Origin of the sequence: Vibrio sp. VP6 (assembly GCF_028823755.1) — a bacterium.
GTDB classification, from domain to species: domain Bacteria; phylum Pseudomonadota; class Gammaproteobacteria; order Enterobacterales; family Vibrionaceae; genus Vibrio; species Vibrio parahaemolyticus.
In genome coordinates this window covers 1-26,868 of record NZ_JAPEID010000026.1, presented here as the reverse complement: position 1 = coordinate 26,868, position 26,868 = coordinate 1, and the positions used below count along the sequence as shown (strand labels likewise).

Below are 26,868 nucleotides of genomic sequence, written 5' to 3'. Positions count from 1 at the left end.
AAAAATGCGGCTATATGCAATTTTCCTAATAAAAGTCGATTTGGTTCAGACTTTTAGCGAATAAATATTGTCCACCTTCTCAAAGCTGGACAATAATTCATTTAACGAAATAGTCAAAAGTGTTTAACGTCATGGATTCGACCTACACCATCATCATCGCCGATGATCACCCTCTCTTCCGTAATGCATTGTTCCAATCGGTACACATGGCTGTCAGTGGTGCCAATCTGCTTGAAGCAGACTCTCTTGATGCCCTGCTTGCATTACTCGCCAAAGAGGAAGAGCCGGATTTGGTGCTGTTGGATCTCAAAATGCCTGGGGCTAATGGAATGTCGGGGCTTATCCACTTAAGAGCGGAATACCCAGATTTGCCTATCGTTGTGGTATCCGCCAGCGAAGAGCCAACGGTGGTGAGTCAAGTGAAGAGCCATGGTGCGTTTGGCTTTATTCCGAAATCGAGTGATATGCGTGAACTGGTCAATGCACTCAACCAAGTGCTCAATGGCGACCCATACTTCCCTGAAGGGCTGATCACCAATAACGCAGCGTGTAATGATTTAGCAGAGAAGATTGCCGCGCTAACGCCACAGCAATACAAAGTGTTGGGGATGTTGTCTGATGGCTTGCTGAACAAACAAATCGCTTACGAGTTGAATGTATCAGAAGCCACCATCAAAGCACACATGACGGCGATTTTCCGCAAGCTCGGCGTGAAGAACCGCACGCAAGCCGTCATCATGTTAACGGAAATGAATGATTAGGACTTAGTCCTCCTCTTCCCCTTCCTCTTCTTCATTGGGTAAACGTAAACCAACCTTAGTCACTTGGTGATCCACCACGTCCGCGATTACCCATTGCAATCCTTGCCATTCAAACTGGTCGCCCAAAACAGGCGTGCTACCCAGTTGTTCCTCAACAATATTGCTCAAGGTTTTATCTTGCAGTTCATCGCCCAAATTCAAACCGTACATCATCGCCACGTCGGCCAGCTTCACTTCAATATCTAAGAAGAAATCACCAAAGAAACGAGTCAGAGAGGCTTTCTCCGGCGCTTCACTGAACAACAAGCTCAATGCAGCTAAGTCTTTCTCTTGAGCCAATACACATAGGGTATCGTCTTCTTCCAACCTGGTACTGCCCGATGGGTGAAGCAGTTCTTGATTACGGAAAACAGCCGCAATACGCGTGCCCTCAGGCATCGACAAACTACGCAGCGGTTCGCCAATGCACCATTTATCCGCTTTCAATCGGTAGATAAACAGTTCCCACTCACTGGTTGGGTAAATCTCCACACCAGTGCGAGAGATTGGCTCAGGCTTTGGTGGCAACTCAACCTTGGCAAGCGACATCGCTTTGGTCAGCGTACCGCCCTGAACGATCAGCGATACCATAACCACGAAGAAGGCCAAGTTGAAGTACAGCTGCGCGTCTGGCAAACCAGCCATCATAGGGAATACCGCAAGAATGATTGGCACCGCGCCGCGCAAACCAACCCAAGAGACAAACCACTTCTCACGTGGCGTGAAGCTCTTAAATGGCAGCAGTCCAATCCACACGGAAATAGGACGGGCAAACAAAATCATACCAAACGCAAGCGCCAAGCCTGGCACCGCAATACTCAGCAAGTTCGACGGCGTAACCAACAAACCAAGCACGAGGAACATGCCAATTTGCGCTAGCCACGTCATACCATCTAGCACATGCAGAATCGAATGACGGCTGCGCGTTGGACGGTTACCCAGCAATAAACCCACGAGGTAAATCGACAAAATACCGCTGCCGCCTAACGAGTTCGACAACGCGAAAATGATCAAGCCTCCGCTGACGGTCAAAATCGAGTACAAGCCATCCGGCAGTTGATTGCGATTGATGACTTTCCACAAGACCCAGCCACCAGCAAAACCAAGAAGCGCACCGATACCAAACTGCTTAACAAAACTGAGCACTAAAAAGCCGGCGCTTAACTCCGTACCCGTACTAGAAAGAATCGCAATTAACGTGACGGTCAAGAACACCGCCATTGGGTCGTTGGTGCCCGATTCAATTTCTAACGTCGAGCCAACACGTTCGTTCAGACTGCGCCCTTTCAATAAAGAGAAGACCGCGGCCGCATCCGTTGAACCGACAATCGCGCCAACCAAGATACCTTGCAATAAATCCAAATCGAACAGCCAGGTCGCCATCAAGCCAGTTAACAATGTCGTGATGGCTACGCCTATAGTTGCCAACGACACCGAAGGCCACAAGGCGACCCGAAAACTGGCGACTCTCGTTCGCATCCCGCCATCCAAAAGAATGATGGCGAGCGCTAAGTTACTGACTAAATAAGCGATGGAATAACTATCAAATAAGATTCCGCCAAGGCCATCTTCCCCAGCCAACATACCTACCGCAAGAAATACGAGAAGGATTGGAATCCCCAACTTTGAGGACACGGGGCTTAAAAGAACGCTCAGTGCAATCAGTAATGCACCAATCAGAAAAAAGCTGTTAATGGTGTCTGCGTCCATTCTCACCCTCCCTAAATGAAAAGCTACAAACAATCTCAACGAGTAAGCATATAAGTTCCTAAATCACCTCAACTTTAAGATGTAAGCGCGATGAGTTAAGCACAAGCTTTATTGTGCCTTAAAACCGTGCTCCGGTACGAAAACTTTATGTAAACAAATCACTTGAGAAGGTTGAATCTAGGTATAGATTCGGTGAAATCAATGAAGAAAAGATTAACCAATGCAACATATTGAAAATTTTATGCATCAAATCATTAGACCTTAGGATGATTTAACACCTTTTTAACATCGTCAAATCTTATCGATTTCGCCGTAAACGCCCATTATTCGGTCGTTTTTCCTTTTTTACGCCCCGACTAAAGTTGAAAAGAGTTATTGCCAACACCTTGCTAATGTACATTATGAAACATTTTTTTAACAACAATACCAATCGTAAGGAGACGGCAATGGCATTTGAAAGCGAAGAAAGAGCCAAAGCCTATTGGGACAAAAACGTGAAGCTCATGATCGGTCTAATGGTCATCTGGTTCGTCGTGTCTTTCGGCTGCGGCATTTTATTTGTCGACGTACTTAATCAATTTCAATTAGGTGGATACAAACTTGGTTTCTGGTTTGCTCAGCAGGGCTCCATCTATGCCTTCCTAGGTATTATTTTCTACTACGCGTGGAGAATGCGCCAAATCGACCGTGAATTCGGCGTGGATGAGTAAGGAGTCACTCAGATGGATTTGAAAACTATCACTTATCTGGTTGTTGGTGCGACGTTTGTCCTCTACATCGGTATTGCGATTTGGGCACGCGCTGGATCAACCAAAGAGTTCTACGTCGCGGGCGGTGGTGTAAACCCTATCGCTAACGGCATGGCAACCGCAGCAGACTGGATGTCTGCGGCATCGTTTATCTCGATGGCGGGTCTGATTGCCTTTATGGGTTACGGCGGCAGCGTATTCCTAATGGGCTGGACTGGTGGTTACGTGCTGCTTGCACTGTTGCTTGCCCCTTACCTACGTAAGTTCGGTAAATTTACCGTGCCTGAGTTTGTCGGCGAGCGTTTCTACTCCAAGACAGCGCGTATCGTAGCCGTAGTGTGTCTGATCATCGCGTCGGTCACTTATGTTATCGGTCAGATGAAAGGCGTTGGCGTTGCGTTTGGTCGCTTCCTTGAGGTGGATTACTCAACCGGTCTACTGATTGGTATGTGTATCGTATTCATGTACGCCGTTCTTGGGGGCATGAAAGGCATCACTTACACGCAGATTGCTCAGTATTGCGTACTCATTTTGGCTTACACTATTCCTGCAATCTTTATCTCTCTGCAGCTTACCGGCAATCCAATTCCACAAATAGGGCTCGGCAGTACCATGGCCGGCACCGATGTCTATCTGTTGGATCGGCTAGACCAAGTGGTGACGGAGCTCGGCTTTAGTGAATACACCACTCAAGTCCGCGGTGACACGCTAAACATGTTCGTTTACACCATGTCACTGATGATCGGTACTGCGGGTCTGCCACACGTAATCATCCGTTTCTTCACTGTACCGAAGGTGCGTGATGCTCGTACCTCTGCAGGTTGGGCACTTGTGTTCATCGCTATCCTATACACAACGGCTCCAGCAGTATCAGCAATGGCACGTCTAAACCTAATGGATACCGTTAACCCAGCGCCGGGCCAACACTTGGCTTATGACGAACGTCCTACTTGGTTCAAAAACTGGGAGAAAACGGGTCTGCTTGGCTTTGATGATAAGAACGGTGATGGCAACATCAACTACACATCAGATGCTGCAACTAACGAACTGAAAGTTGATAACGACATCATGGTACTGGCTAACCCTGAGATCGCGAAACTACCTAACTGGGTTATCGCACTGGTCGCAGCGGGTGGTCTAGCGGCGGCACTATCAACCGCAGCGGGTCTATTGCTGGCGATTTCGTCCGCGATTTCCCATGACTTAATCAAAGGGGTAATTAACCCGAATATCTCAGAGAAGAAAGAACTGCTCGCGAGTCGAATCTCGATGGCGGTGGCCATTGCAGTCGCAGGTTACTTGGGTCTGCATCCACCGGGCTTCGCGGCAGGTACGGTAGCACTGGCCTTCGGTCTGGCGGCGTCCTCCATCTTCCCGGCTCTGATGATGGGTATCTTCAGTAAGAACATCAACAAAGAAGGTGCTATCGCGGGTATGATTGCCGGTATCAGTATCACTCTGTTCTACGTGTTCCAACACAAAGGTATCCTATTCATCGCAGATTGGACTTACCTAGAAAGCTGGGGCAGCAACTGGTTCCTAGGCATTGAGCCAAACGCATTTGGTGCGATTGGTGCCTTATTCAACTTCATCGTCGCGTTCGCTGTATCGAAAGTAACAGCAGAAACACCACAAGAAGTGAAAGACCTAGTCGAACACGTTCGCGTACCGGTAGGTGCTGGTAGCGCAGTGGATCACTAAAATATAACCAAAACCACAAAAGCCCCGTTTGGAACCTGCCGTCCGGGGCTTTTTTATTCTCACTTTTCAGTTACCATATTCGCAGTATGTCGTTGCAAGGAAGCCAAGAGTTTATTCTCACTTTTCAGTTACCATATTCGCAGTATGTCGTTGCAAGGAAGCCAAGATGTTCAAAAACAAGCACTTTATTCTCGCCCTGTTAATCGCGCCCATCCTTTCTATCATTGCCTACTTTGGTACCGATATGGCACTGAGCGAAAAGCCTCATGCCGCTAAAGAAGGGGAAACTTACAAGCTCGCGAGTAAGTCCAACTGCCGTTACACCAGTGGACTATGTGACATGGAAAATGGCGATTTTAAAGTTAAGTTCCGTTCTGAAAAACTGACAAAAGATAGCCTAGAATTGTCTCTCAACACTGCCTATCCGCTGGAAGGCGTCAAGCTGTCCGTAGTCGATGACCAACAACAGAACGCTCAGCCGATTGATATGACACGCGCCGATCAAGCTGGCCAAAACTGGTACATCACTCTGCCAAAGCCAACCTCCGCAGAGAGCTGGTTACGAGTCGTTATCCAAGCCGAAGGCACGCTTTACTACGGCGAAACACAAACAGCATTTGTGAAATACGAAACCTTGTTTACTGAGTAACATTACGCTGCTTATCCTTCTAAACAACGGATAAGCTTTGCTGCGGGATGAAAACCCAACCATTTCTGCCGATGCGACTGCGTCGGCTTTTTTATATCTAATCTTGTCGAAAATAGAGGGTTGCTAATTTATTTTTAATTGATAATAATTATCATTATCCAATTAATTGAGGCAGATATGAAACGCAGAAAGGACATATTCAACGCCTTCTTCAAAGCGCAAGATCGCTTCCAACTTGCCGCGCCAAGTGGCTTTGAGCCCGACGTCATTCATGACTATATTCATTGGGGTATGGTGTTGTCATCCAGCTATGAGCATGAAGCAGAAGACGAAAACTTACTCTTGTGCGAACTGTTTTTGCGCCAAGTGTATTTCCACCTTCTCGAAGCGATTCAAGACCCAACTCGCACTCGTACATTTCGCCGAGTCTGCCTTGATTCGGTTCACACGCCCTTATTCTGCCTCAAACGTTACTACTATCAGTTTGAACATGGCGACGTAAAGTTTCTCCAATTACAACAACAATTACGCCTCATTCAGACTTCTCTTGATTAAACGAAAGGAACCCTACTATGACCACCGAATTTCGTATTGAAACCGACAGCATGGGCGAAGTAAAAGTCCCGGCGAATGCCTTGTATCAAGCGCAAACTCAGCGCGCTATCGATAACTTCGCATTCAGCCAGCACACCATGCCAAGCGGTTTCATCCAAGCTTTAGCCCACATCAAACAGACGGCAGCACTGACCAACGCACAACTAGGGTTACTGGAAGGTGATATCGCTAATGCGATTGCAGACGCTGCGCAAGCCATTATTGATGGCCAACATCTCGATCAGTTCCCTATCGACCTATTCCAAACCGGTTCTGGGACAAGCTCCAACATGAACGCTAATGAAGTGATTGCCACGCTCGCGTCTGAATTGCTTGGCGGCAACGTCAATCCGAATGACCACGTTAACATGGGTCAAAGCAGTAACGATGTGGTGCCGACGGCGATTCAAGTCAGCTCAGCACTTGCTATTGAACACAAGTTGTTGCCTGCACTGGCTCATCTTAGCCAAAGCCTAGAAACCAAGAAGCAAGCTTTGCAAGGCGTCGTAAAAACAGGCCGAACTCATTTGATGGACGCCATGCCAATCACTTTCGCGCAAGAGCTGGGCGGCTGGCAATTCCAGATTGAACACGCTAAACAAGCCATTGAACAAACACTGCCGATGGTGAAAGCCCTTGCCCAAGGCGGCACTGCCGTTGGCACAGGGATCAACGCCGATTCGCGTTTTGCCTCTCTGTTTGCAGACAACCTCACTCAGTCCACTCGAGTCACCTTTACTTCAAGCGACAATTTCTTCTTCAACCTCAGCAGCCAGGATGCGATCGTCGCACTGTCTGGACAGCTCAAAACAGCAGCAGTTGCGATCATGAAGATCGCAAACGATCTTCGCTGGATGAACTCTGGCCCATTGGCTGGCTTGGGTGAAATCGAACTGCAAGGCTTACAGCCGGGTTCATCAATCATGCCGGGCAAAGTAAACCCGGTTATTCCTGAAGCCGCAGCCATGGCGTCAGCGCAAGTGATTGGCAACGACGCAACCATCACCATCGCGGGTCAGTCTGGCAACTTCCAGTTGAATGTTATGCTACCCGTGATTGCACATAATATTTTGGAGAGCATTGAGCTCGTTGCGAACAGTGCGACCGCCCTTGCCGATAAGGCGATTGCGACCTTTGATGTTCGACAAGATAACCTCGATATTGCTTTGGCCAAGAATCCGATTTTAGTCACCGCACTAAATCCGGTGATCGGGTATTTGAAAGCGGCAGAAGTGGCGAAGAAAGCCTACAAACAAGGACGAGCCATCATTGATGTGGCCGAAGAGGAAACGGATTTAGACCGCGAAACGCTTGAAAGGCTGCTTAATCCAGCCAAATTGACTCAAGGTGGCGTGGCAGAGTAAAGCACTGCTTTGAATATCCGCAGAATACAAAGAGACCTCTCATTGGAGGTCTCTTACTATCTGGCTCATGCGCTCAACTTACCTAAGCTACGCGACTCGATTGAGCACCGAGCGCAATTTGAGTGGCTTAACTGGTTTGGCAATAAAGCTGAAACCGTTCGCTTTGATGCCTTCCATCATATCGTCAGTACGGTCAGCACTGATGATCACCCCTTCAAAACGATTCCCCAGACGCAAACGACACTGTTGCAACACTTCTAACCCCGTACGTCCATTATCCAATCGATAATCAGAGAAAATGACGTCTGGCACCCAATCGCCTTCGAGCGCTTGTAAGCTTTCGACGAGATCCGTCGCAACCCGTATGTCACACCCCCAACGAGAGAGCAGATTTTCCATTCCGACCAAAATGTCAGGTTCGTTATCGACACACAGAATTCGCAAGTGGCACAACTCCGATTGAGGACTGGTATCGACTTTCGCAGGGTGTGGCTGAACGTGATGAGCCTTATCCAAGGTTATTGAGAACACGCTGCCTTTACCAAACCACGAACGCATTGAAATTTCGTGCCCCAACACCTGCGCAATCCCTTTGGAAATCGCCAAGCCTAATCCCAAACCTTGATCGGAGCGCACTTGCGTTCCGCGATTAAACTCTTCGAAAATTTCCTGCTGTTTTTCTTCCTCGATGCCCATGCCGTTATCCCACACATCAATGCGAACACGTCCTTGAACTCGGCGCACTCCCAGAGCGACTTTACCATTTGGGCTGTAACGGAAGGCATTGGTGAGGAAATTCTGCACTACACGGCGCAGTAATTTAGGGTCCGATTTCACCATTAGAGAAGATGGGATCATAGTGAACTCGATCCCCTGTTGTTTGGCTAATGCGCTGAATTCCGCATTGAGGTTCGCCAGAACATCGTTGACCGCGAAGCCATGCACATTGACTTCCAACTTACCCGATTCCAAACGCGAAATATCCAGCAAATCTCCGATCAAATCTTCTGCCGCGCCTAACGCACTTTCGATGTGTGCCGACAACTTGCGAGTTTCGCTGTCTTTGGCTACTTCAGAAAGTGAAGACGCAAACAAACGGGCGGCATTGAGCGGCTGCATCAAGTCGTGACTCACGGCCGCTAAAAAACGCGATTTCGATTTCGATTCCAAATCCGAACGCTGCGTCGCTGCCACCAACTGCTTGTTGAGTTGCTCCAACTCTCTGGTGCGCGCGCGTACTCGTTCTTCTAACGTTTCATTGGCGTCTTTCAGCGCTTGCTCAGCATCGCGGAATACGGTGATGTCCGTAAAGCTCATTACAAAACCACCGCCGGGCATCGGGTTACCTTGCACTTCAATCACTCGTCCATCAGGGCGCACACGGGAAGAGGTATGTCGCGTGCCTTGCTCAAGATGATACACGCGGCGGCGTACGTGGTCTTCTGGATCGCCGGGGCCACATAAACCTTGCTCAGCATTGTGGCGAATCACATCAGCAATCGGTCGGCCGACTTGAATCAATCCGGGCGGGAATACAAACAGTTCTAGGTAACGCTGGTTCCACGCCACCAGCCGCAGTTGTTTGTCGACCACCGCAATCCCTTGGCCGATATGTTCTATCGCCCCTTGGAGTAACCCGCGGCTAAAGTCGTACAGCTCGGAAGCTTCATCAACAATGGTTGCGACTTCTTCAAGCTGCATATTCCTGCCTTGCAACGCAGAAGTGAGTACTAACTTAGCGGAAGAGGCACCAAACACCCCAGCCAATACGCGTTCAGTGTGACGAATCAACGAAGACGGCGCTTGTTGGTTCGGTAACAACTCCTCTCGCTGCTGGCTCCAATAGGCTTGGAAAGCCACTTTCACCCGAGTGCGGCCAACAAAGCGCGAGGCAAGCATTTCCAGCTCAGCCACGGTAACACGACTTTGATACAAGCTGATGTTTTCGCTTTCAGGCAGCGGTGTTCCGACAAAAGACGCCGACTGTAAGCGCTCACTTAGGCTTGGACGCGTCGCCAGAGACACCGCGACAAAACACACCGCGTTCGCCACCACACTCATGATCATGCCCCAATCCGAAATCGCAATGTCGAAGCTCGACAGCACCTCTGGCGGCGTGATTAACCAAATCAAAAAGTTGTTGCTGGCATTACCAGCTAACATGTCGGTTTGGCTCATTAAGGTAATCAACCAAATCGTAAAACCGACCGCGAGGCCAACATAAACGCCTTTCTTGTTACCCTGACACCAATACATACCGCCAATCAATGCAGGGGCAAACTGGGTAATGGCTGCAAACGAGAGAAAACCTATCGCAGAGAGTGAGTGGATACTATCTAAGGCCTGATAAAATCCCCATGCACCAATCAACAAAATCAGAATTAGAGCGCGGCGAATACGCAACAAAAGCTCCGAGAAATGGTGATGGTTGCGCTGCGCCAAGCGCATTCGGCGTAATATCAGCGGCATCACCAAGTCGTTCGATACCATGATCGCCAAAGCAATGGTTGATACAATCACCATACCGCTCGCCGCCGAAGTACCGCCCAAAAACGCCAGTAGCGCAATCTCGCTTGCCCCCACCGCCATCGGCACACTGATCACGTAAGTATCGGCAGATGTTCCGCTCAATAACCCTTGCCCGACCCACGCGATTGGCAACACAAATACGCCCATCAAAATCAGATACAACGGGAACAACCAACGCGCAACGTGCAAGTCTTGCGCACGTTCATTTTCCACCACCATGGTGTGAAACTGGCGCGGCAAACAGACAATTGCCAACATGGTCAGCACAGTATGAATCAATAAGGTTGGAATGTTTGGCGACTGGTAGGTTTCAGAAGCCACTTCAATCAGGCTCAAGTTTTCCGTGCTCATCGCCAGCCAGACAATGAAAATCCCCACCACCAAAAACGCCAGTAATTTGATGATGGATTCGAACGCGATCGCCATCATCATCCCACGGTGATGCTCGGTGTTATCAATATGGCGAGTACCAAACAACATGGTAAAAATGGCCAGTGCCACCACGACAAACCAAGACACGCTGTCATTCTGATAACCAAAATCGGTCGCCAATTCCGGGGCGATGATCTCCAACCCCATGGTGATGCCACGTAACTGCAAGGCGATGTAAGGTAAGATCCCCGCCACCGCAATCAATGTGACGACCACCGCCAAACCTTGCGATTTTCCGTAACGGGCACCAATAAAATCAGCGATGGAAGTGATGTGTTCGCGCTTCGCGATCAGAATGAGTCGAGCCAGAACTCGCCATCCGATGGTAAACACCAAAATCGGCGCGATATAGATGGGCAAGAAAGACCAAGGATTGCTGCTCGCCTGCCCAACCGTGCCGTAGAAGGTCCACGAGGTACAGTACACCGCAATCGAGAGGCTATAAATCCACGGTCGCCAACGGGCGAGCCAGCGCTTCTGTATGTCTCCGTACCACGCGATTATAAATAGGGCTCCCAAGTACGCCAAAGAAACGGGAACCACCAGCCATCCTTGCATCCGATATCCTTTCTAGCTTTTCTTACAGAAAATAAAAAAACCTCTCCTTGAGGGAGAGGTTTCATTTAACACTGCTTTCACAATGGAGACAAAGATTAGTTTTTAACCTTTGTCACAGAAGTCTAATTCTGTGTTTCAAGTGCCTTTTCAGACACATCCACCACGTTGTGGCTAGGCTCTTGAGGGTCCAATTTGATGAACAGCGCCAATAGGCCCATTGCCGCCATACCCCAGAACACCAGCGCGCCCCAGTGCTCGTAACCCCAACCACTGAGCACCGTCATCAGCGCGATAAATGCGCCAAGCGGGATCGCGTTGTATAGCGCTTGCAGCGCCACCATTTTGTGCTCTTCAGAGTTTTGGATGTATTGAATGGCCGCAATGTGCGCCGTCGCGAATGTCACACCGTGCAGAAGTTGCACGATAACCAACGCAACGATAGACGTTGTTGCAGCGGTCATTCCCCAACGCATCATCACACCACAAGCTGCAACAATAAACAGCGTGCGCAGAGCCCAGCCAGCAAACAGACGCTTACTCAATGCAAACACAGCCACTTCTGCCGCAACGCCCAGACTCCACAAGTAGCCGATCACGTCTTCTGAGTGACCCGCCGCTTTCCAGTGAATGGCACTAAAGCCGTAGTACGCCGCATGACTACCTTGGATAAGTGACACCAAAACCAAGAACTTCACCACTGATTTATCGGTAAGCAGTGCGGATAATTTCGGACGTTCAGTATGCTGGTCACCGCGAGTGACAGGCATTGGATTGATGCTGCGCATCGCGAAAAGCAATGAAAAGAACACCCCCACCATCGCGGTGTACAGAATCATATCCGAGCCAAATTCTGCGACAAGGAAACCCACCACCGTTGAACCCGCAATGAAGGCTATAGACCCCCACAAACGCGTGCGACCGTAATCCAACATTTTCAAGCGAGCGTAGTAGTTTGCCATCGCGTCTGATAGCGGAACTACCGGACCACAACACAAGTTAAACAACACCGTTGCCAATGCCATGAGCCAAAAACTGCCGCCCGTAAAAAAGTGGAAACCAACAAAAATGAGGGCTGCAAAGCTCAACCAACGCAACGTTGGCATTAGATGTTCAACTCGGTGTACACGCGGGGTAATGACGAGGTTAGCCACGCAGCGTGTCGCCAAACCTAAACCAACCAGTAAACCAATGTCCGTGGAAGAAACGCCCTGTTCTTTAAACCACAACGACCAAAATGGCAGGTAAACGCCATACGCAAAAAAGAATCCGAGAAAGTACTGGGAAATCCAGCCATACGGAGAAGGTTTCAACATTACTAATATCCTAAAACGGGAACACCATCGCTCGAACCGTGGATTATGGATCGCTATGCGTATTAGAAAAAGGGAAGAATAGGCAACTTACCGTTTCCTCGATGTCATTCTGACTTTTGATGCGCCAAATTCGCCCATCAATGTCCAGCGGTTTAGACCAAAGTCGTCTGGCTTACGGCAAGAAATTTGTCAGACTTATACTGTGTTCCTCCCAATTTTAGGTGTCTCCATGCCTGACAAATTTAATATGCAATCTCCCCCGTTCGATCGTCTGACCGATGCTCAGCAAACTCGGCTGCGCTCGTCCTTAGATGTGGCGTACTATCGAACTCGAGATGTCATTTTATCTAGCGGGCAGACCAACCCTCACTTGCATATATTGATCAAAGGCGCAGTCGAAGAACGTTCCAAAGACCAATCCGAAGTGTTCGCTCATTACGCCAATGACGACATGTTTGATGTGCGTTCACTGTTTGAAGAATGCGTTCGACATCAATACATCGCGCTGGAAGACACCCTTTCGTACTTACTGCCAAAAGACGTTTTTCTCGAGCTTTATAACGAGAATGGCCAGTTCGCGGCTTACTTCGACAACAACTTATCCAAACGACAAGAACTCATCGAAGCCGCGCAGCAACAGCAAAACTTGGCCGAATTCATTCTGACCAAAGTCGATAACAGCATTTATCATCCGCCGATGATCCTCGCGCCAGAAACGCCAATCAACGAGGTAACTCGAACTCTAAAAGATAACGGCATCGATGCTGCATTGGTTCAGCTCCATGACGACGACCCGCGATTAGAAAAATGGCCGTCAGCTCACCCGTACGCCATCGTGACTCGTACCAACATGCTGCACTCGGTTATGTTGTATAATTGCGCCGTGGACACACCTGTAGGTGAGATCGCAACTTTCCCTGTCTACCATGTTGATGACGGGGATTTTCTGTTTAACGCCATGATCACCATGACACGTAATCGCATGAAGCGTTTGATGGTCTGCGAAGGTAATCGCGCGGTGGGCATGCTCGACATGACACAAATTCTCAGCGCGTTTTCGACGCACTCCCACGTGTTAACACTCAGCATTGCACGAGCAAGCAGCGTAGAAGAACTGGCGTTGGCCTCAAACCGTCAACGTCAACTGGTAGAAAGCTTGCTGAGAAACGGTATCCGTACTCGCTTCATCATGGAGCTCATCTCTGCGGTAAACGAACAAATTATCGAAAAAGCCTTTGAACTGGTGGTACCACCCGCTTTGCACGACCACTGTTGTTTGATCGTGCTGGGCTCAGAAGGGCGTGGCGAGCAAATTCTTAAGACCGACCAAGACAACGCGCTCATTATTGAAGACGGGCTAGAATGGCCGCATTGCGAACAAGTAATGCAATCATTTACCCATACTCTGCAGCAGCTTGGTTACCCACTCTGCCCCGGCAAAGTGATGGTCAACAACCCGAAATGGGTCAAAACGCAGCAAGAGTGGATCCACACCTTAGATCATTGGATTACGAAGGCGGAGCCTGAACCAATCATGGACTTGGCGATTTTCAGTGACGCACATGCAGTAGCAGGAAATCGAGAGCTTCTCACCCCAATAGCAAATCACCTCAGAGACAGCATGAAAGATCGCATGCTGGTTTTGTCGGATTTCACGCGCCCTGCTTTGCAATTTTCCGTGCCCCTTACTCTGTTTGGCAACGTAAAAAGTGCCAAGGATGGTTTGGATATCAAACGTGGTGGCATCTTCCCTATCGTGCATGGTATTCGCACCTTGTCGTTGGAATACGCGATTGAAGAAAAAAATACCTTTGAACGCATCGAAGCACTAAGAAAAAAACGCATCTTAGAACCTGAGACCGCAGACAACTTAAACGAAGCGTTGAAGCTGTTCTTTAAGATTCGCCTTCATCAGCAACTGAGTAAACAAGAAACACTTAACAATATTGATATCAAACAGTTAGACCGAACCGAGCGTGACTTGCTGCGTCATAGCTTGCATGTGGTGAAGAAGTTTAAGCAGTTCTTGGGCTTCCACTATCAAATCCGCGATTAAGCGCTTACACAAGTCAAAATGAGGCGTAGAGGATGAACTGGTTACAACGCAAATATTGGCATTACAAACTGAAAGGCTCGCCTTATCAGTCGCTGTTTTGTGCGCCACACAAAACCGAGTTTGTCTCTTTAGATTGTGAGACCACCAGCCTTGATCCGAACCGTGCTGAGTTGGTAACCATCGCGGCAACCAAGATCATCGACAACCGCATCCTCACCAGTCAGCCTTTTGAAGTACGCTTACGTGCGCCCCAATCGTTAGATTCTGGGTCAGTGAAAATTCATAAAATTCGCCACCAAGATCTGGCTGATGGTATCAGCGAGAAAGAAGCGTTGCTGAAACTGCTCGCGTTCATCGGCAACCGTCCTTTAGTCGGATATCACATTCGCTATGACAAAAAAATTCTCGACCTTGCCTGCCAAAGGCAACTCGGCTTCCCACTGCCAAACCCATTGATTGAAGTCAGCCAGATTTATCACGACAAATTAGAACGGCATTTACCCAATGCCTACTTCGACTTAAGTCTGGATGCGATTTGCAAGCACCTTGAACTACCCATTCAAGATAAACACGACGCACTGCAAGATGCGATTTCTGCCGCCTTGGTTTTTGTGCGCCTCACCAAGGGCGATCTGCCAAATCTCACCGCGCCATACACATAAATCCTGTTGACCTAGCTCCCATAATTACTTTTATTTCAAGCATTTTCCGGCACACCCCTCTGTCTCATCCTAAAGTCTAATTGTGGAAATACGCGCTGTGACTGACAGTTATAGGCACAACGTCGTTCTAGGACGACTGAGTATTTAAGAACCAAAAGACAGCCCTACAAAAATACATATTCAGAATCTTAAGTAGATTGGTGTAAGGCCGAGAATTAAGGCACAAGGAGAGAAGCCATGAGCGAAGCCCACGTTTATCCGGTAAAAGAAAATATTAAAACTCATACACACGCGGATAATGATACCTACCTAGCCATGTATCAGCAGTCGGTCACCGATCCAGAGGGCTTCTGGAACGAGCACGGCAAAATCGTTGATTGGATCAAACCTTTCACCAAAGTAAAAAGCACCTCATTCGACACCGGCCACGTTGACATTCGCTGGTTTGAAGATGGCACACTGAACGTATCTGCAAACTGTATCGACCGTCATCTCGCAGAACACGGCGACGACGTAGCGATCATCTGGGAAGGCGATGATCCAGCAGACGACAAAACGCTGACTTTCAACGAACTGCACAAAGAAGTGTGTAAGTTCTCCAATGCATTAAAAGACCAAGGCGTGCGCAAAGGCGACGTAGTATGTTTGTACATGCCAATGGTGCCAGAAGCGGCTATCGCTATGCTGGCGTGTACACGCATCGGCGCGGTGCATACCGTGGTGTTTGGTGGTTTCTCACCAGAAGCACTGTCTGGTCGTATCATCGACTCTGACGCGAAAGTTGTGATTACTGCGGACGAAGGTGTGCGCGGTGGACGTGCCGTTCCGCTGAAAAAGAACGTGGACGAAGCACTCACTAATCCAGAAGTAAAAACCATCAGCAAGGTTGTGGTACTAAAACGCACAGGCGGCAATGTAGATTGGCATGAGCATCGTGACGTTTGGTGGCACGAAGCAACCGCAAAAGTCTCTGATGTTTGTCCACCAGAAGAGATGAAAGCCGAAGACCCACTGTTCATCCTCTACACATCAGGCTCGACAGGCAAACCAAAAGGCGTACTTCACACAACAGGTGGCTACCTTGTTTATGCTGCCATGACGTTTAAATACGTCTTCGATTACCAACCAGGTGAAACGTTCTGGTGTACCGCAGACGTAGGCTGGATTACTGGCCACACGTACCTTATCTACGGACCACTTGCGAACGGTGCGAAAACCATCCTGTTCGAAGGTGTACCAAACTACCCAAACACAAGCCGTATGAGCGAAGTGGTCGATAAGCATCAAGTGAACATTCTGTACACCGCACCAACGGCTATTCGTGCGCTGATGGCAAAAGGCAACGAAGCGGTTGCTGGCACGTCTCGCTCAAGCCTTCGCATCATGGGCTCAGTGGGCGAACCAATCAACCCAGAGGCATGGGAGTGGTACTACAAAACGATCGGTAACGAAAATTCACCTATCGTCGACACTTGGTGGCAAACGGAAACCGGCGGCATCTTGATCGCTCCACTTCCGGGCGCGACAGATCTCAAACCAGGTTCAGCAACTCGCCCATTCTTCGGCGTACAACCTGCGCTGGTTGATAACATGGGTAATATCCTTGAAGACACCGTGGCTGAAGGTAACTTGGTAATTCTTGATTCTTGGCCAGGTCAAATGCGTACGGTTTACGGCGACCATGAACGCTTCGAACAAACCTACTTCTCAACCTTTAAGGGCATGTACTTCACCAGTGACGGCGCGCGTCGTGACGAAGACGGCTACTACTGGATCACTGGCCGCGTCGATGACGTACTGAACGTGTCTGGACACCGTATGGGCACCGCTGAAATTGAATCTGCGCTAGTCGCGCATCACAAAATTGCCGAAGCCGCGATTGTTGGTATTCCACACGACATCAAAGGCCAAGCGATCTACGCCTACATCACGCTCAACGATGGCGAGTTCCCATCCGCAGAGCTGCACAAAGAAGTGAAGGATTGGGTGCGTAAAGAGATTGGTCCAATTGCAACGCCTGACGTACTGCACTGGACAGACTCTCTACCAAAGACTCGTTCAGGTAAGATCATGCGTCGTATTCTGCGTAAGATTGCGACAGGTGATACAAGCAACCTAGGCGATACTTCAACGCTTGCCGATCCAAGTGTAGTAGACAAACTCATCGCCGAAAAAGCAGAACTGGTATAAGCTCGCCAGCCTGTTTTAAACAGTGAACGAAAACCGCCATCTTTGCATGGCGGTTTTTTGCTTTTGGGCGCAAATTAACCACAACATAGATATGGTGATTATGTTGTTTTTGTTAACTTGGTTACAGAAACGAAGCGGGCAATTGGGAGATTAGACCAGTAAATTGCTGCTAATTGCTATGAATTAGCTATAATCTTGGTCGATTTTTTAAAATTTGCTCGGTTTTAACAAAAAAATCGTGCTGAATTATCGTATATTTGGGAATATAAACGTTCCACTCACGATAAGGGAAGATAGCAACATAATGTCTGCAAAGTCACGGATTCTTGTTCTAAACGGACCAAATCTTAACCTATTAGGTCTGCGTGAACCGACACACTATGGTAACAACACCCTAGCACAAATTGTGGACGCTTTGACTGAACAAGCGCACAACGCAGGGGTGGAACTGGAACACCTACAATCAAATCGTGAGTACGAACTGATTGAAGCCATTCATGCCGCTTACGGCAAGATTGATTTCATCATCATCAATCCAGCTGCTTTCACTCACACCAGTGTAGCACTGCGAGATGCATTACTTGGCGTGGCCATCCCATTTATCGAGGTGCACCTATCACCGTTTCGTCATCACTCTTACCTGTCTGATAAGGCAGAAGGCGTGATCTGCGGTTTAGGCGCACAAGGTTATGAATTCGCTCTGTCTGCCGCGATTAAAAAGCTACAGGCAAAGTAACCCTAACACTCTGCAACCCCACAGGGGTTGTCTTAATCACAAGATAAAAGAGAAAGAAAAGATGGATATTCGTAAAATCAAGAAGCTAATCGAGTTAGTTGAAGAGTCTGGCATTGCTGAGCTAGAGATTTCTGAAGGTGAAGAGTCAGTACGCATCAGTCGTCACGGCACAGCAGCTCCAGCACCAGTTCACTACGCAGCGGCTCCAGTAGCAGCACCTGCGCCAGTAGCAGCACCTGTAGCAGAAGCGCCAGCAGCTGAAGCTCCAGCAGCAGCGGTACCTGCAGGTCACCAAGTTCTTTCTCCAATGGTTGGTACTTTCTACCGCTCTCCAAGTCCTGATGCGAAATCATTCGTAGAAGTGGGCCAAAAAGTTAACGCTGGCGACACGCTATGTATCGTTGAAGCAATGAAGATGATGAACCAAATCGAAGCGGACAAATCTGGCGTTGTTACTGCAATCCTAGTTGAAGACGGCCAACCAGTTGAATTCGACCAACCTCTAGTTGTAATCGAATAAGCGAGGCTTGCCTTATGCTAGACAAAGTAGTCATCGCGAACCGAGGTGAAATTGCACTTCGTATTCTTCGCGCTTGTAAAGAATTAGGTATTAAGACCGTTGCTGTTCACTCAACAGCTGACCGCGATCTTAAGCACGTACTACTTGCAGATGAAACCGTGTGTATCGGCCCTGCTCGTGGTATCGACAGCTACCTAAACATCCCACGCATCATTTCTGCAGCAGAAGTAACTGGCGCGGTAGCTATCCACCCAGGTTACGGCTTCTTGTCAGAAAACGCTGACTTCGCAGAGCAAGTTGAGCGCAGTGGTTTCATCTTCGTTGGTCCAAAAGCGGACACTATCCGCATGATGGGCGACAAAGTATCAGCGATCACCGCAATGAAAAAAGCGGGCGTTCCATGTGTACCTGGCTCAGACGGTCCACTAGATAACGACGAAGACAAGAACAAAGCTCACGCTAAGCGTATCGGCTACCCTGTTATCATCAAAGCATCTGGCGGCGGCGGCGGTCGTGGTATGCGCGTAGTTCGTGCAGAAAAAGACCTCGTTCAAGCTATTGCTATGACTCGTGCAGAAGCAAAAGCAGCATTCAACAACGACATAGTTTACATGGAGAAATTCCTAGAAAACCCACGTCACGTTGAAGTACAAGTTATTGCTGATGGTCAAGGCGGTGCAATCCACCTAGGTGAACGTGACTGCTCTATGCAGCGTCGTCACCAAAAAGTAGTGGAAGAAGCTCCAGCTCCTGGCATCACTGAAGAGATGCGTAAGTACATCGGCGAACGTTGTACTCGTGCATGTGTTGAAATCGGTTACCGCGGCGCAGGTACATTCGAATTCCTATACGAGAACGGTGAATTCTACTTCATCGAAATGAACACTCGTATTCAGGTAGAACACCCAGTAACAGAAATGGTTACCGGTATCGACCTAATCAAAGAACAGCTTCGCGTAGCAGCAGGTCAACCACTGTCATTCACTCAAGATGACATCAAGATCCGCGGCCATGCGATTGAGTGTCGTATCAACGCAGAAGACCCAGAGCGCTTCCTACCGTCTCCAGGTAAGATTCAACGCTTCCACGCGCCAGGCGGCATGGGTGTTCGTTGGGAATCGCACATCTACTCTGGTTACACAGTGCCACCTCACTACGATTCAATGATCGGTAAGCTGATCACTTACGGTGAAAACCGTGACGTAGCGATTGCACGTATGAAAAATGCACTGGGTGAGATGATCATCGAAGGCATTAAAACTAACGTGCCACTGCAAGTGTCAATCATGAATGATGAAAGCTTCCAACACGGCGGTGCGAACATTCACTACCTAGAGAAGAAACTAGGCCTACAATAAGCCTCAGCGAACCTCTAAATAAATGCCCACATCTGTGGGCATTTTTGTTTTGTATAAAGTCTATACTCAAACAAATCGCAGAGTTCTGGTAAACTCTGCGCCACTTCATTCACTTTAAGAGCAAAAACAAATGCCTTGGATTCAAATCAAACTCAACGCGACCAATGAAAACGCCGAGCAAATCGGCGACATGCTAATGGAAGAGACTGGTGCGCTGTCTGTAACTTTCTTAGACGCGCAGGATACACCTGTATTCGAACCTCTACCTGGCGAGACTCGCTTATGGGGCGATACTGACATTCTGGCACTGTACGATGCAGAAGCCGATACCAACTTCATCATCGACCAAATCAAAGCTAGCAATATGCTAGCAGAAAATTTTGCTTACAAAGTTGAACAGCTTGAAGACAAAGACTGGGAACGCGAGTGGATGGAAAACTTCCACCCAATGAAATTTGGTGAGCGCCTATGGATTTGCCCAAGCTGGCGTGAAGTGCCAGAACCAGACGCTGTCAACGTAATGCTGGATCCAGGTCTTGCATTCGGTACTGGTACTCACCCAACAACCGCACTTTGTCTTGAGTGGCTAGAAAGCATGGACTTAAGCGGTAAAACCGTTATCGACTTCGGCTGTGGCTCAGGCATTCTTGCGATCGCTGCGATCAAACTGGGCGCAGAAAAAGTTATCGGGATCGACATTGATCCTCAAGCGCTACTTGCATCAAAAGACAACGCAGAGCGTAACGGCGTTGCCGACAAACTAGAAGTATACCTTCCTCAAAACCAACCAGAAGGTCTGATTGCAGACGTGGTTGTTGCTAACATTCTTGCTGGCCCACTACGTGAACTTGCACCAATCATTAAAGGCCTAGTTAAGCCAAATGGCGCCCTAGCAATGTCTGGTGTTTTGGACACGCAAGCGGAAGATGTTGCAAGCTATTACCGTGATGAGCTTCACATTGACCCTATCGTTGAGCAAAGCGAATGGTGTCGCATCTCTGGTCGTAAGCAAGGCTAGACAAGGTTTTCAGGGCTAATTGTTTGAAATTCATACAATTTACAAAAACAATTTGTAAATGCTCAAATATTAGTCTTTTCACGCAGTGAAAAAATGCGTAAAATGCGCGCCCTTGCTGGCACAGAACTGTGATGACGTTTTGAAAATCGGAAACTACCAACTTAAGAACAATCTAATCGTAGCCCCTATGGCTGGTGTAACGGATAGACCGTTCCGCGAGTTGTGTCTTCGTTATGGTGCGGGCATGGCCGTCAGTGAAATGATGTCCGCCAACCCAAAACTATGGAAAACGTCGAAGTCGAAACAGCGCATGGTACATGAAGGCGAATCGGGCATTCGCTCTGTACAAATTGCCGGTTCCGATCCACAGCTTATGGCAGATGCAGCTCAATTCAGTGTTGAAAACGGTGCGCAAATCATCGACATCAACATGGGCTGCCCGGCAAAAAAAGTGAATAAGAAGCTGGCGGGCTCTGCACTGCTTCAATACCCAACCATTATCGAAGAGATTTTGAAAGCGGTAGTGAATGCGGTAGACGTTCCTGTAACGTTAAAGACCCGAACAGGCTGGGATACAGACAACAAAAACTGTGTCCAAATCGCTAAATTAGCCGAAGACTGCGGCATACAAGCTCTTGCCCTGCATGGCAGAACAAAAGCGTGTATGTACAAAGGTGAGGCCGAATACGACAGCATTAAAGCGGTAAAAGAGGCGATTTCAATTCCGGTTATCGCGAACGGTGATATCGATAGCCCGGAGAAAGCCAAATTTGTACTGGAGTACACCGGTGCGGACGCTTTAATGATTGGACGCCCTGCCCAGGGTCGTCCTTGGATTTTCCAGGAAATCCATCACTATTTGGAAAACGGCACCACAATGGATGAGCTTCCCACTCAGGAAGTGAAAGCCATTATGCTTGGTCATGTGAATGCTCTTCATGAATTTTATGGTGAGTATTTAGGTCCACGTATCGCGCGTAAGCACGTAGGTTGGTATCTGAAAGAACATGAACAGGCGAGTGAGTTTCGCCGTACCTTCAACGCTATCGACGCAGCTCCGCTGCAAATTGAAGCGCTAGAAGGTTATTTTGATAACGTTGCATCATAATTAAGAGAAGAGCTAGACCGAATATGTTCGAACAAAATCTGACTTCAGAAGCATTAACAGTAACTACAGTAACGTCACAAGACCAGATTACTCAAAAGCCTTTACGTGACTCTGTTAAAGCGTCTCTTAAAAACTACCTTGCTCAACTAAATGGCCAGGAAGTAACAGAACTATACGAATTAGTTCTAGCTGAAGTTGAACAGCCACTATTAGATACTATCATGCAGTACACTCGCGGTAACCAAACTCGCGCAGCAACTATGATGGGTATCAACCGCGGTACTCTTCGCAAGAAACTTAAGAAATACGGCATGAACTAAGACCGGATTTCAAAAGTATTTGGAACAAGCCGTTACCTTCGGGTAGCGGCTTTTCTTTATCTACTGATCTAAAAATATTAGTGAAGAAACACGCGTGACACTTTCGCATCACGCGATTCACACTCTTTTATGAGTAGCGCTGGAGTTGCTCCGTTTCCTGAATGGGCTTCAATGCTGCGATAGCGAAGCCAAAGAGTAATACGGCCAATACAGCGACCCATTCACTCCCTACATCATAGGCAAATCCAGCAAGCGCAGACCAAATTGCGACGCCAAAGTGCATCATGCTCATCGCAGATGACATTAGAACTCCTCGATATTCATCCGATAAGCTCGCTATATAAGCCTGTAGAGCCGGAGAGCCTATACCGCCTGCCAACGACCAAATTGCCAATATGGGAAGATAGGCCACGAATTGGCTCGCACCACACGCAAATACCCAGATGCTACATGGCATGCACACCACAAGCGCAATACGCATTACAGCTCGCCCACTTCCAAGGCGATGAGAAGCTCGAGTCGTGAGTAGATTTCCAAGAACACTCACGATTCCTAAAGCTGCGTACATCATGCCAATCCAACTTATCGACACTCCCGCGACATCTCGCATATTGAGCCCAATGAGATTGAACACACCAATACCACCACCTAAGCCAAAACACATAGCAGCAATCGCACCCAACGCTCCAGGAAGGCGAAATGCCTCTATAACGGGAGGTAATGTCATTAACCGCTCGTTCTGATCGTGAGGCTCTCTCATGCATCCCCAAACTAAGGCCCCAACAGCAAGTGCCGCCATCCCTAAAATGATAAAAGCAGCTCGCCATGATAAGAGTTGAGTGATCAGTGCGCCGATAGCAGGGCTGGTTATCATGCCTAATGTCAATCCAGCTTGCACCATCACAATCTGCCGCATCGAGCGCCCACCTTTTGCATCACCAGCCAACGCAAATGCGATTGGCAGCATTCCTGCACTAGCAATACCTGTAACAACACGAGTGACTAGAGCCCATTCAAAGTGGCTAACCAAGCCAGTCAGAATCGAGGAGATGCCAAAAACGAAACAAGCAGGCAGCATAAGGCGAAGACGCCCTACTCGATCCGACCAACGCCCTAAATAAGGCGCACAAAACGCAATCGCTAGACTATACGCCGTAATAAAGAGTGTCACCTGGCTCGGTGGAACACCAAGATCATCTCCGATAGGTTCTAAAATAGAGCCAAGCAGCAATTCGTCAGCACCTACCAGAAATGCAATAAGGAACAACGCTATCGACTGAATCATGCTTCAACCTCCGCTTGCAACGAAAGCTCCACTAAGGTCGCGATATCGACGATTCTGTCTGGCCAATCTTGGATAAATGCCTTCTCGTGTGAAACCAAGATGACACTGCCCGCAAAACGTTGTAGCGCCAGCTTCAACGCATCTTTACTGCTGGTATCAAGATGCGTAGTTGGCTCATCGAGAATGAGTACATTGCAGCCTCGTGTTGCTAAACAACAAAGCTTAACGCGAGTTTGCTCCCCACCACTCAACGCCTCTAAGCGACGTTGTGCTTTATCACCCTTTATCCCGAAGCGTGCTAACAGCTTACGAGCCGATTTACTATTGATTGAAGAATCGACCGCACACACCTCTTGCTCCGGTGTATGATCCGGATGACGCCAAGATAGGTCTTGAGCGAAATAACCGATCTTAAGACCTTGTGCAAACGTCATTTCACCAGAGAGTGGCAGCACCTCCCCCATTAGCGTTTTGAGCAATGTCGACTTCCCTACGCCATTAAAGCCCTCAATCACTAACTTTTCTCCTCGTACGATAGTGATATCAATCGGTGACAGTAAAGGCGTTTGATAGCCAATGCTCAACGCTTCGGCACTAACAACACTTTGATGTCCAATAGGCGCATAAGAAAAATCAAATTCAGTCACGGCATCTATTCTATGCAACTGAATCCTTTCAATTTTATCTAATTGTTTCTTACGGCCCTTCGCAATGCTCGCATTCACACCTGCGCCATTTTTCGCAATAAACTGTTCCAGTTTCTTAATCTCAGCTTGCTGTGAGTGGTACTCTTTTTCCAACAGCGAATTGTTGTGTCGCTTTTGCGCCATTGCTTTGTGGTATGAGCCGGTGTATTTCTGGATTTTTTGATAGTCGATATCACAGATGCAGGTAGTAACCGCATTCAGGAAACTCACATCATGAGACACCAACAGTACGGTTCCTACATAAGCATTGAGATAACTCTTCAACCACTCAATATGAGTTGCATCAAGATAGTTAGTCGGCTCATCTAACAATAAGACGTCTGGTTCACGCAACAATAAGCGCGCTAATAAAACCTTATGGCGTTGCCCACCACTTAACGCACTCATTAGAGTATCCAGTCCCAACTGCTGTATACCAAGCCCTGCGGATACACTTTCAATTTGGGCATGTAAGGCGTAAAAGCCTTGGGCTTCCAATTCCGTTTGTAACTTAGCAACTCGGCGAAGCAAAGAAGGCGATGCAGATTCAGCCATCTCTTGATACAAAGAAAATAATTCACGTTCAGCTTCAAACAACTCATTAAATGCCGATTGTAAACATCCTCTAATCGTTTGAGTTTTATCTACCACAAGATGTTGATCAAGATAGCCAATCTCTAAGTTTGGCTGCCAATGAATATCTCCCTCATCGGCAGAAATTTCACCAACAAGCAACTTTAACAATGTACTTTTTCCTACTCCGTTTGCACCGGTGATTCCTACATGCTCTCCAGCATGAATAGTGAAGTGGGAATGGCAATATAGGTGATGATCAACAACCTGATAGGACATATTTTTAACGTGTAACACACTCATGTTTTTTACCAAATAAAAAGGGCCGGTACTTACATACCGGCCCCTATTTTAACTATGGGTAACTTCATATCTGATTTCAAACTTCAGATACAAAAAAGCCGGTGATGAAATATCACCGGCGGTCTCTTGTCTTTACTCAGATGTAATACAACCTACGCATTTTCCAGCTTAGCTGTGCACGTATTTCCACATCTGATGAAGATAATTTATGACTCCGAGCAACACTTCATCGCGTTTTATGCACGGAGTTCAGCCTTCTTACGAAGTTTTTAAACAAGAGATATAACATGAATTTTTTGTCTCAAAAATATACAGGCAAGAGCCTACACCCGGACGAAACAAAGTGCTATAAAAATTTCACTCAAACAGCTCAAAAGCTAACACACAGATTAGCTGAATCGATAAACCATTATGTGATCCATATTGATTGTGTCATCAATACAAACCTATATAATCGGCTACTTGCCGAGAAGAAGGAAAGTAACCACATGATTTATAAAGAAAGGGAAACATGGTTAGAAGCCATTTTAAACACCCTACCGGATCATGTGTTTATCCTAGACGAAAGCGGGCGCTATATTGAAAGCTTTGGTGGTACCCACCACTCAAAAACGTTCAACGCAGAACGCTACATCGGCTTACAGCTTAGCGATGTCCTTTCCCCAACCAAAGCAGACGAACTCATGGGGTTCATTTTTGACGTTATGCAAGATAACGAAACGAAGGTCGTGAAATACAACCTTTCTCTGCATGACCACCTACTCCTGCCTATAGAGGAGCTAGAAGCGTTAGAAAATCCAGAAGAAATGTGGTTTGAGGCGATTATCAAACCAGTTAACGCTCCTGAAAATGCAAACAAACTGGTGATCTGGTCTGTACGTGATATCACCAAGACTCATTTGCTAGAACAACGCCTTAAACAATTATCAGAAACTGATGCACTTACTGGTCTTCTCAACCGTCGGGCGTTTATCTCCAATTTAGATAATGCGATCATTCAACATACAAAACGTTCTCAAACGCTTTCATGCTTGATGATCGATATTGATCACTTCAAAGATATTAATGATAGCGTTGGCCACTTTTCTGGTGATCATGTTATCACTCGCATTGCTCACGTTTGCCAAGGAGTCATTCGTGGCAGCGACTTTATAGGTCGATTGGGAGGAGAAGAGTTCGCAGTAATCTTAACAGATACGAATGCGATTCAAGCGTATGAAGTAGCTGAACGCATCCGCCAAGCTATACAAGCAACGATCTGTCATGTCGATGACGTTGAAATTACGACCACTGTTAGTATCGGTGTAGCAGAGTTGAATTCACAACAATCCAACTCAAAAGAGCTTCTAATCGAGGCCGATAAAGCGATGTACTATTCAAAGCACTCAGGACGCAATCAAGTCACCCTAGCTTACGAAAACCTGCCAGATCTTAAGCTTTATCAAGCCGGTCACTTAAAAATACAAAGGGTTTCCTAAAAATAAATAACCCATTTCTTACCACGATAGCCTCTTTACTAAGAAACCTCCGTCCTACGCATTCCCCACAATAACATCGCTAAAAACTCGCTTATCTAAAAACCTTATAACTATTAGTAAAAAGTGCTCTATATGTGTTTGTAGTGGCATAGTGAATTTGGCCACCTGATTAGAGG

At 47.7% G+C, this 26,868-nt stretch carries 21 protein-coding genes; 16 read left to right on the top strand and 5 right to left on the bottom strand.

The window, feature by feature from the left end; translation table 11 throughout:
- Positions 1-131 precede the first annotated feature (131 nt).
- Positions 132-761 (top strand): response regulator transcription factor, encoded by a 630-nt coding sequence (locus tag OU793_RS16230; RefSeq protein ID WP_005465748.1) that lies wholly within the window; start codon positions 132-134, stop codon positions 759-761.
- 3 nt (positions 762-764) lie between these two features.
- On the opposite strand, the gene OU793_RS16225 is transcribed toward OU793_RS16230, so the two are convergent.
- Positions 765-2,510 carry a potassium/proton antiporter gene (locus OU793_RS16225; protein WP_140103583.1) on the bottom strand — a complete coding sequence of 582 codons (1,746 nt, stop codon included), beginning with the start codon at positions 2,508-2,510 and terminating at the stop codon, positions 765-767.
- A gap of 446 nt (positions 2,511-2,956) precedes the next feature.
- Between OU793_RS16225 and OU793_RS16220 the strand changes: the two genes are divergently transcribed.
- The 5 genes from OU793_RS16220 to OU793_RS16200 all read left to right on the top strand — a co-directional run bounded on the left by OU793_RS16220 (position 2,957) and on the right by OU793_RS16200 (position 7,567).
- The gene (locus OU793_RS16220) at positions 2,957-3,220 is read left to right on the top strand and encodes a DUF4212 domain-containing protein (protein ID WP_005458022.1); all 264 of its coding nucleotides are present in this window, start codon (positions 2,957-2,959) and stop codon (positions 3,218-3,220) included.
- A gap of 12 nt (positions 3,221-3,232) precedes the next feature.
- Positions 3,233-4,960, top strand: coding sequence for a sodium:solute symporter family protein (locus OU793_RS16215; RefSeq protein ID WP_005458020.1), 1,728 nt, complete (start codon positions 3,233-3,235; stop codon positions 4,958-4,960).
- 166 nt (positions 4,961-5,126) lie between these two features.
- A complete protein-coding gene (locus OU793_RS16210) occupies positions 5,127-5,609 on the top strand; it encodes a hypothetical protein (RefSeq protein WP_140103582.1) in 483 nt (160 codons plus the stop codon).
- 177 nt (positions 5,610-5,786) lie between these two features.
- Positions 5,787-6,164, top strand: a complete 378-nt coding sequence (locus OU793_RS16205; RefSeq protein ID WP_005458016.1) for a hypothetical protein — start codon at positions 5,787-5,789, stop codon at positions 6,162-6,164.
- A gap of 17 nt (positions 6,165-6,181) precedes the next feature.
- A complete protein-coding gene (locus OU793_RS16200) occupies positions 6,182-7,567 on the top strand; it encodes a lyase family protein (protein ID WP_159404014.1) in 1,386 nt (461 codons plus the stop codon).
- An 87-nt stretch (positions 7,568-7,654) separates the two neighbouring features.
- Here OU793_RS16200 and OU793_RS16195 read toward each other — a convergent pair whose 3' ends face one another.
- Entirely contained in the window at positions 7,655-11,086 is a 3,432-nt protein-coding gene (locus tag OU793_RS16195) for a hybrid sensor histidine kinase/response regulator (RefSeq protein WP_274647806.1), read from the bottom strand.
- A 122-nt stretch (positions 11,087-11,208) separates the two neighbouring features.
- Positions 11,209-12,399: a 3-phenylpropionate MFS transporter gene (locus tag OU793_RS16190; protein WP_020904515.1), complete on the bottom strand. Its 1,191-nt coding sequence runs from the start codon at positions 12,397-12,399 to the stop codon at positions 11,209-11,211.
- 229 nt (positions 12,400-12,628) lie between these two features.
- On the opposite strand from OU793_RS16190, the gene OU793_RS16185 reads away from it, so the two are divergent.
- From OU793_RS16185 to fis, 9 genes are all read left to right on the top strand, one after another.
- The gene (locus OU793_RS16185; protein WP_140103580.1) at positions 12,629-14,455 is read left to right on the top strand and encodes a DUF294 nucleotidyltransferase-like domain-containing protein; all 1,827 of its coding nucleotides are present in this window, start codon (positions 12,629-12,631) and stop codon (positions 14,453-14,455) included.
- 32 nt (positions 14,456-14,487) lie between these two features.
- Positions 14,488-15,117: a 3'-5' exonuclease gene (locus tag OU793_RS16180; protein ID WP_005478580.1), complete on the top strand. Its 630-nt coding sequence runs from the start codon at positions 14,488-14,490 to the stop codon at positions 15,115-15,117.
- A 237-nt stretch (positions 15,118-15,354) separates the two neighbouring features.
- Complete coding sequence (gene acs / locus OU793_RS16175) at positions 15,355-17,307, top strand: acetate--CoA ligase (protein ID WP_005458005.1); 1,953 nt, start codon at positions 15,355-15,357, stop codon at positions 17,305-17,307.
- 304 nt (positions 17,308-17,611) lie between these two features.
- Positions 17,612-18,043 (top strand): type II 3-dehydroquinate dehydratase, encoded by a 432-nt coding sequence (gene aroQ / locus OU793_RS16170; protein ID WP_274647805.1) that lies wholly within the window; start codon positions 17,612-17,614, stop codon positions 18,041-18,043.
- Between the two features lie 61 nt (positions 18,044-18,104).
- Positions 18,105-18,563 (top strand): acetyl-CoA carboxylase biotin carboxyl carrier protein, encoded by a 459-nt coding sequence (gene accB, locus OU793_RS16165; RefSeq protein ID WP_025506365.1) that lies wholly within the window; start codon positions 18,105-18,107, stop codon positions 18,561-18,563.
- Positions 18,564-18,577: 14 nt separating this feature from the next.
- Positions 18,578-19,921, top strand: a complete 1,344-nt coding sequence (gene accC, locus OU793_RS16160) for an acetyl-CoA carboxylase biotin carboxylase subunit (RefSeq protein ID WP_025533959.1) — start codon at positions 18,578-18,580, stop codon at positions 19,919-19,921.
- A gap of 130 nt (positions 19,922-20,051) precedes the next feature.
- Entirely contained in the window at positions 20,052-20,939 is an 888-nt protein-coding gene (prmA, locus tag OU793_RS16155; RefSeq protein WP_005459549.1) for a 50S ribosomal protein L11 methyltransferase, read from the top strand.
- 139 nt (positions 20,940-21,078) lie between these two features.
- Positions 21,079-22,047 (top strand): tRNA dihydrouridine synthase DusB, encoded by a 969-nt coding sequence (gene dusB / locus OU793_RS16150; protein ID WP_005496441.1) that lies wholly within the window; start codon positions 21,079-21,081, stop codon positions 22,045-22,047.
- Positions 22,048-22,070: 23 nt separating this feature from the next.
- A complete protein-coding gene (fis, locus tag OU793_RS16145) occupies positions 22,071-22,367 on the top strand; it encodes a DNA-binding transcriptional regulator Fis (RefSeq protein ID WP_000462885.1) in 297 nt (98 codons plus the stop codon).
- A 127-nt stretch (positions 22,368-22,494) separates the two neighbouring features.
- Here the strand turns inward: fis and OU793_RS16140 are convergent, their stop codons facing one another.
- Positions 22,495-23,652 carry an MFS transporter gene (locus OU793_RS16140; protein ID WP_140103579.1) on the bottom strand — a complete coding sequence of 386 codons (1,158 nt, stop codon included), beginning with the start codon at positions 23,650-23,652 and terminating at the stop codon, positions 22,495-22,497.
- Positions 23,649-25,214, bottom strand: coding sequence for an ABC-F family ATP-binding cassette domain-containing protein (locus OU793_RS16135; RefSeq protein WP_140103578.1), 1,566 nt, complete (start codon positions 25,212-25,214; stop codon positions 23,649-23,651). Before OU793_RS16135 ends, OU793_RS16140 begins: the two co-directional genes overlap by 4 nt.
- Before the next feature lie 488 nt (positions 25,215-25,702).
- Between OU793_RS16135 and OU793_RS16130 the strand changes: the two genes are divergently transcribed.
- Complete coding sequence (locus OU793_RS16130; protein WP_180774982.1) at positions 25,703-26,692, top strand: sensor domain-containing diguanylate cyclase; 990 nt, start codon at positions 25,703-25,705, stop codon at positions 26,690-26,692.
- Positions 26,693-26,868 lie beyond the last annotated feature (176 nt).

Coding starts and splice junctions, on each gene's coding strand:
- OU793_RS16230 (WP_005465748.1), top strand. CDS start 132: ATGGATTCGACCTACACCATCATCATCGCCGATGATCACCCTCTCTTC.
- OU793_RS16225 (WP_140103583.1), bottom strand. CDS start 2,510: ATGGACGCAGACACCATTAACAGCTTTTTTCTGATTGGTGCATTACTG.
- OU793_RS16220 (WP_005458022.1), top strand. CDS start 2,957: ATGGCATTTGAAAGCGAAGAAAGAGCCAAAGCCTATTGGGACAAAAAC.
- OU793_RS16215 (WP_005458020.1), top strand. CDS start 3,233: ATGGATTTGAAAACTATCACTTATCTGGTTGTTGGTGCGACGTTTGTC.
- OU793_RS16210 (WP_140103582.1), top strand. CDS start 5,127: ATGTTCAAAAACAAGCACTTTATTCTCGCCCTGTTAATCGCGCCCATC.
- OU793_RS16205 (WP_005458016.1), top strand. CDS start 5,787: ATGAAACGCAGAAAGGACATATTCAACGCCTTCTTCAAAGCGCAAGAT.
- OU793_RS16200 (WP_159404014.1), top strand. CDS start 6,182: ATGACCACCGAATTTCGTATTGAAACCGACAGCATGGGCGAAGTAAAA.
- OU793_RS16195 (WP_274647806.1), bottom strand. CDS start 11,086: ATGCAAGGATGGCTGGTGGTTCCCGTTTCTTTGGCGTACTTGGGAGCC.
- OU793_RS16190 (WP_020904515.1), bottom strand. CDS start 12,399: ATGTTGAAACCTTCTCCGTATGGCTGGATTTCCCAGTACTTTCTCGGA.
- OU793_RS16185 (WP_140103580.1), top strand. CDS start 12,629: ATGCCTGACAAATTTAATATGCAATCTCCCCCGTTCGATCGTCTGACC.
- OU793_RS16180 (WP_005478580.1), top strand. CDS start 14,488: ATGAACTGGTTACAACGCAAATATTGGCATTACAAACTGAAAGGCTCG.
- acs (WP_005458005.1), top strand. CDS start 15,355: ATGAGCGAAGCCCACGTTTATCCGGTAAAAGAAAATATTAAAACTCAT.
- aroQ (WP_274647805.1), top strand. CDS start 17,612: ATGTCTGCAAAGTCACGGATTCTTGTTCTAAACGGACCAAATCTTAAC.
- accB (WP_025506365.1), top strand. CDS start 18,105: ATGGATATTCGTAAAATCAAGAAGCTAATCGAGTTAGTTGAAGAGTCT.
- accC (WP_025533959.1), top strand. CDS start 18,578: ATGCTAGACAAAGTAGTCATCGCGAACCGAGGTGAAATTGCACTTCGT.
- prmA (WP_005459549.1), top strand. CDS start 20,052: ATGCCTTGGATTCAAATCAAACTCAACGCGACCAATGAAAACGCCGAG.
- fis (WP_000462885.1), top strand. CDS start 22,071: ATGTTCGAACAAAATCTGACTTCAGAAGCATTAACAGTAACTACAGTA.
- OU793_RS16140 (WP_140103579.1), bottom strand. CDS start 23,652: ATGATTCAGTCGATAGCGTTGTTCCTTATTGCATTTCTGGTAGGTGCT.
- OU793_RS16135 (WP_140103578.1), bottom strand. CDS start 25,214: ATGAGTGTGTTACACGTTAAAAATATGTCCTATCAGGTTGTTGATCAT.
- OU793_RS16130 (WP_180774982.1), top strand. CDS start 25,703: ATGATTTATAAAGAAAGGGAAACATGGTTAGAAGCCATTTTAAACACC.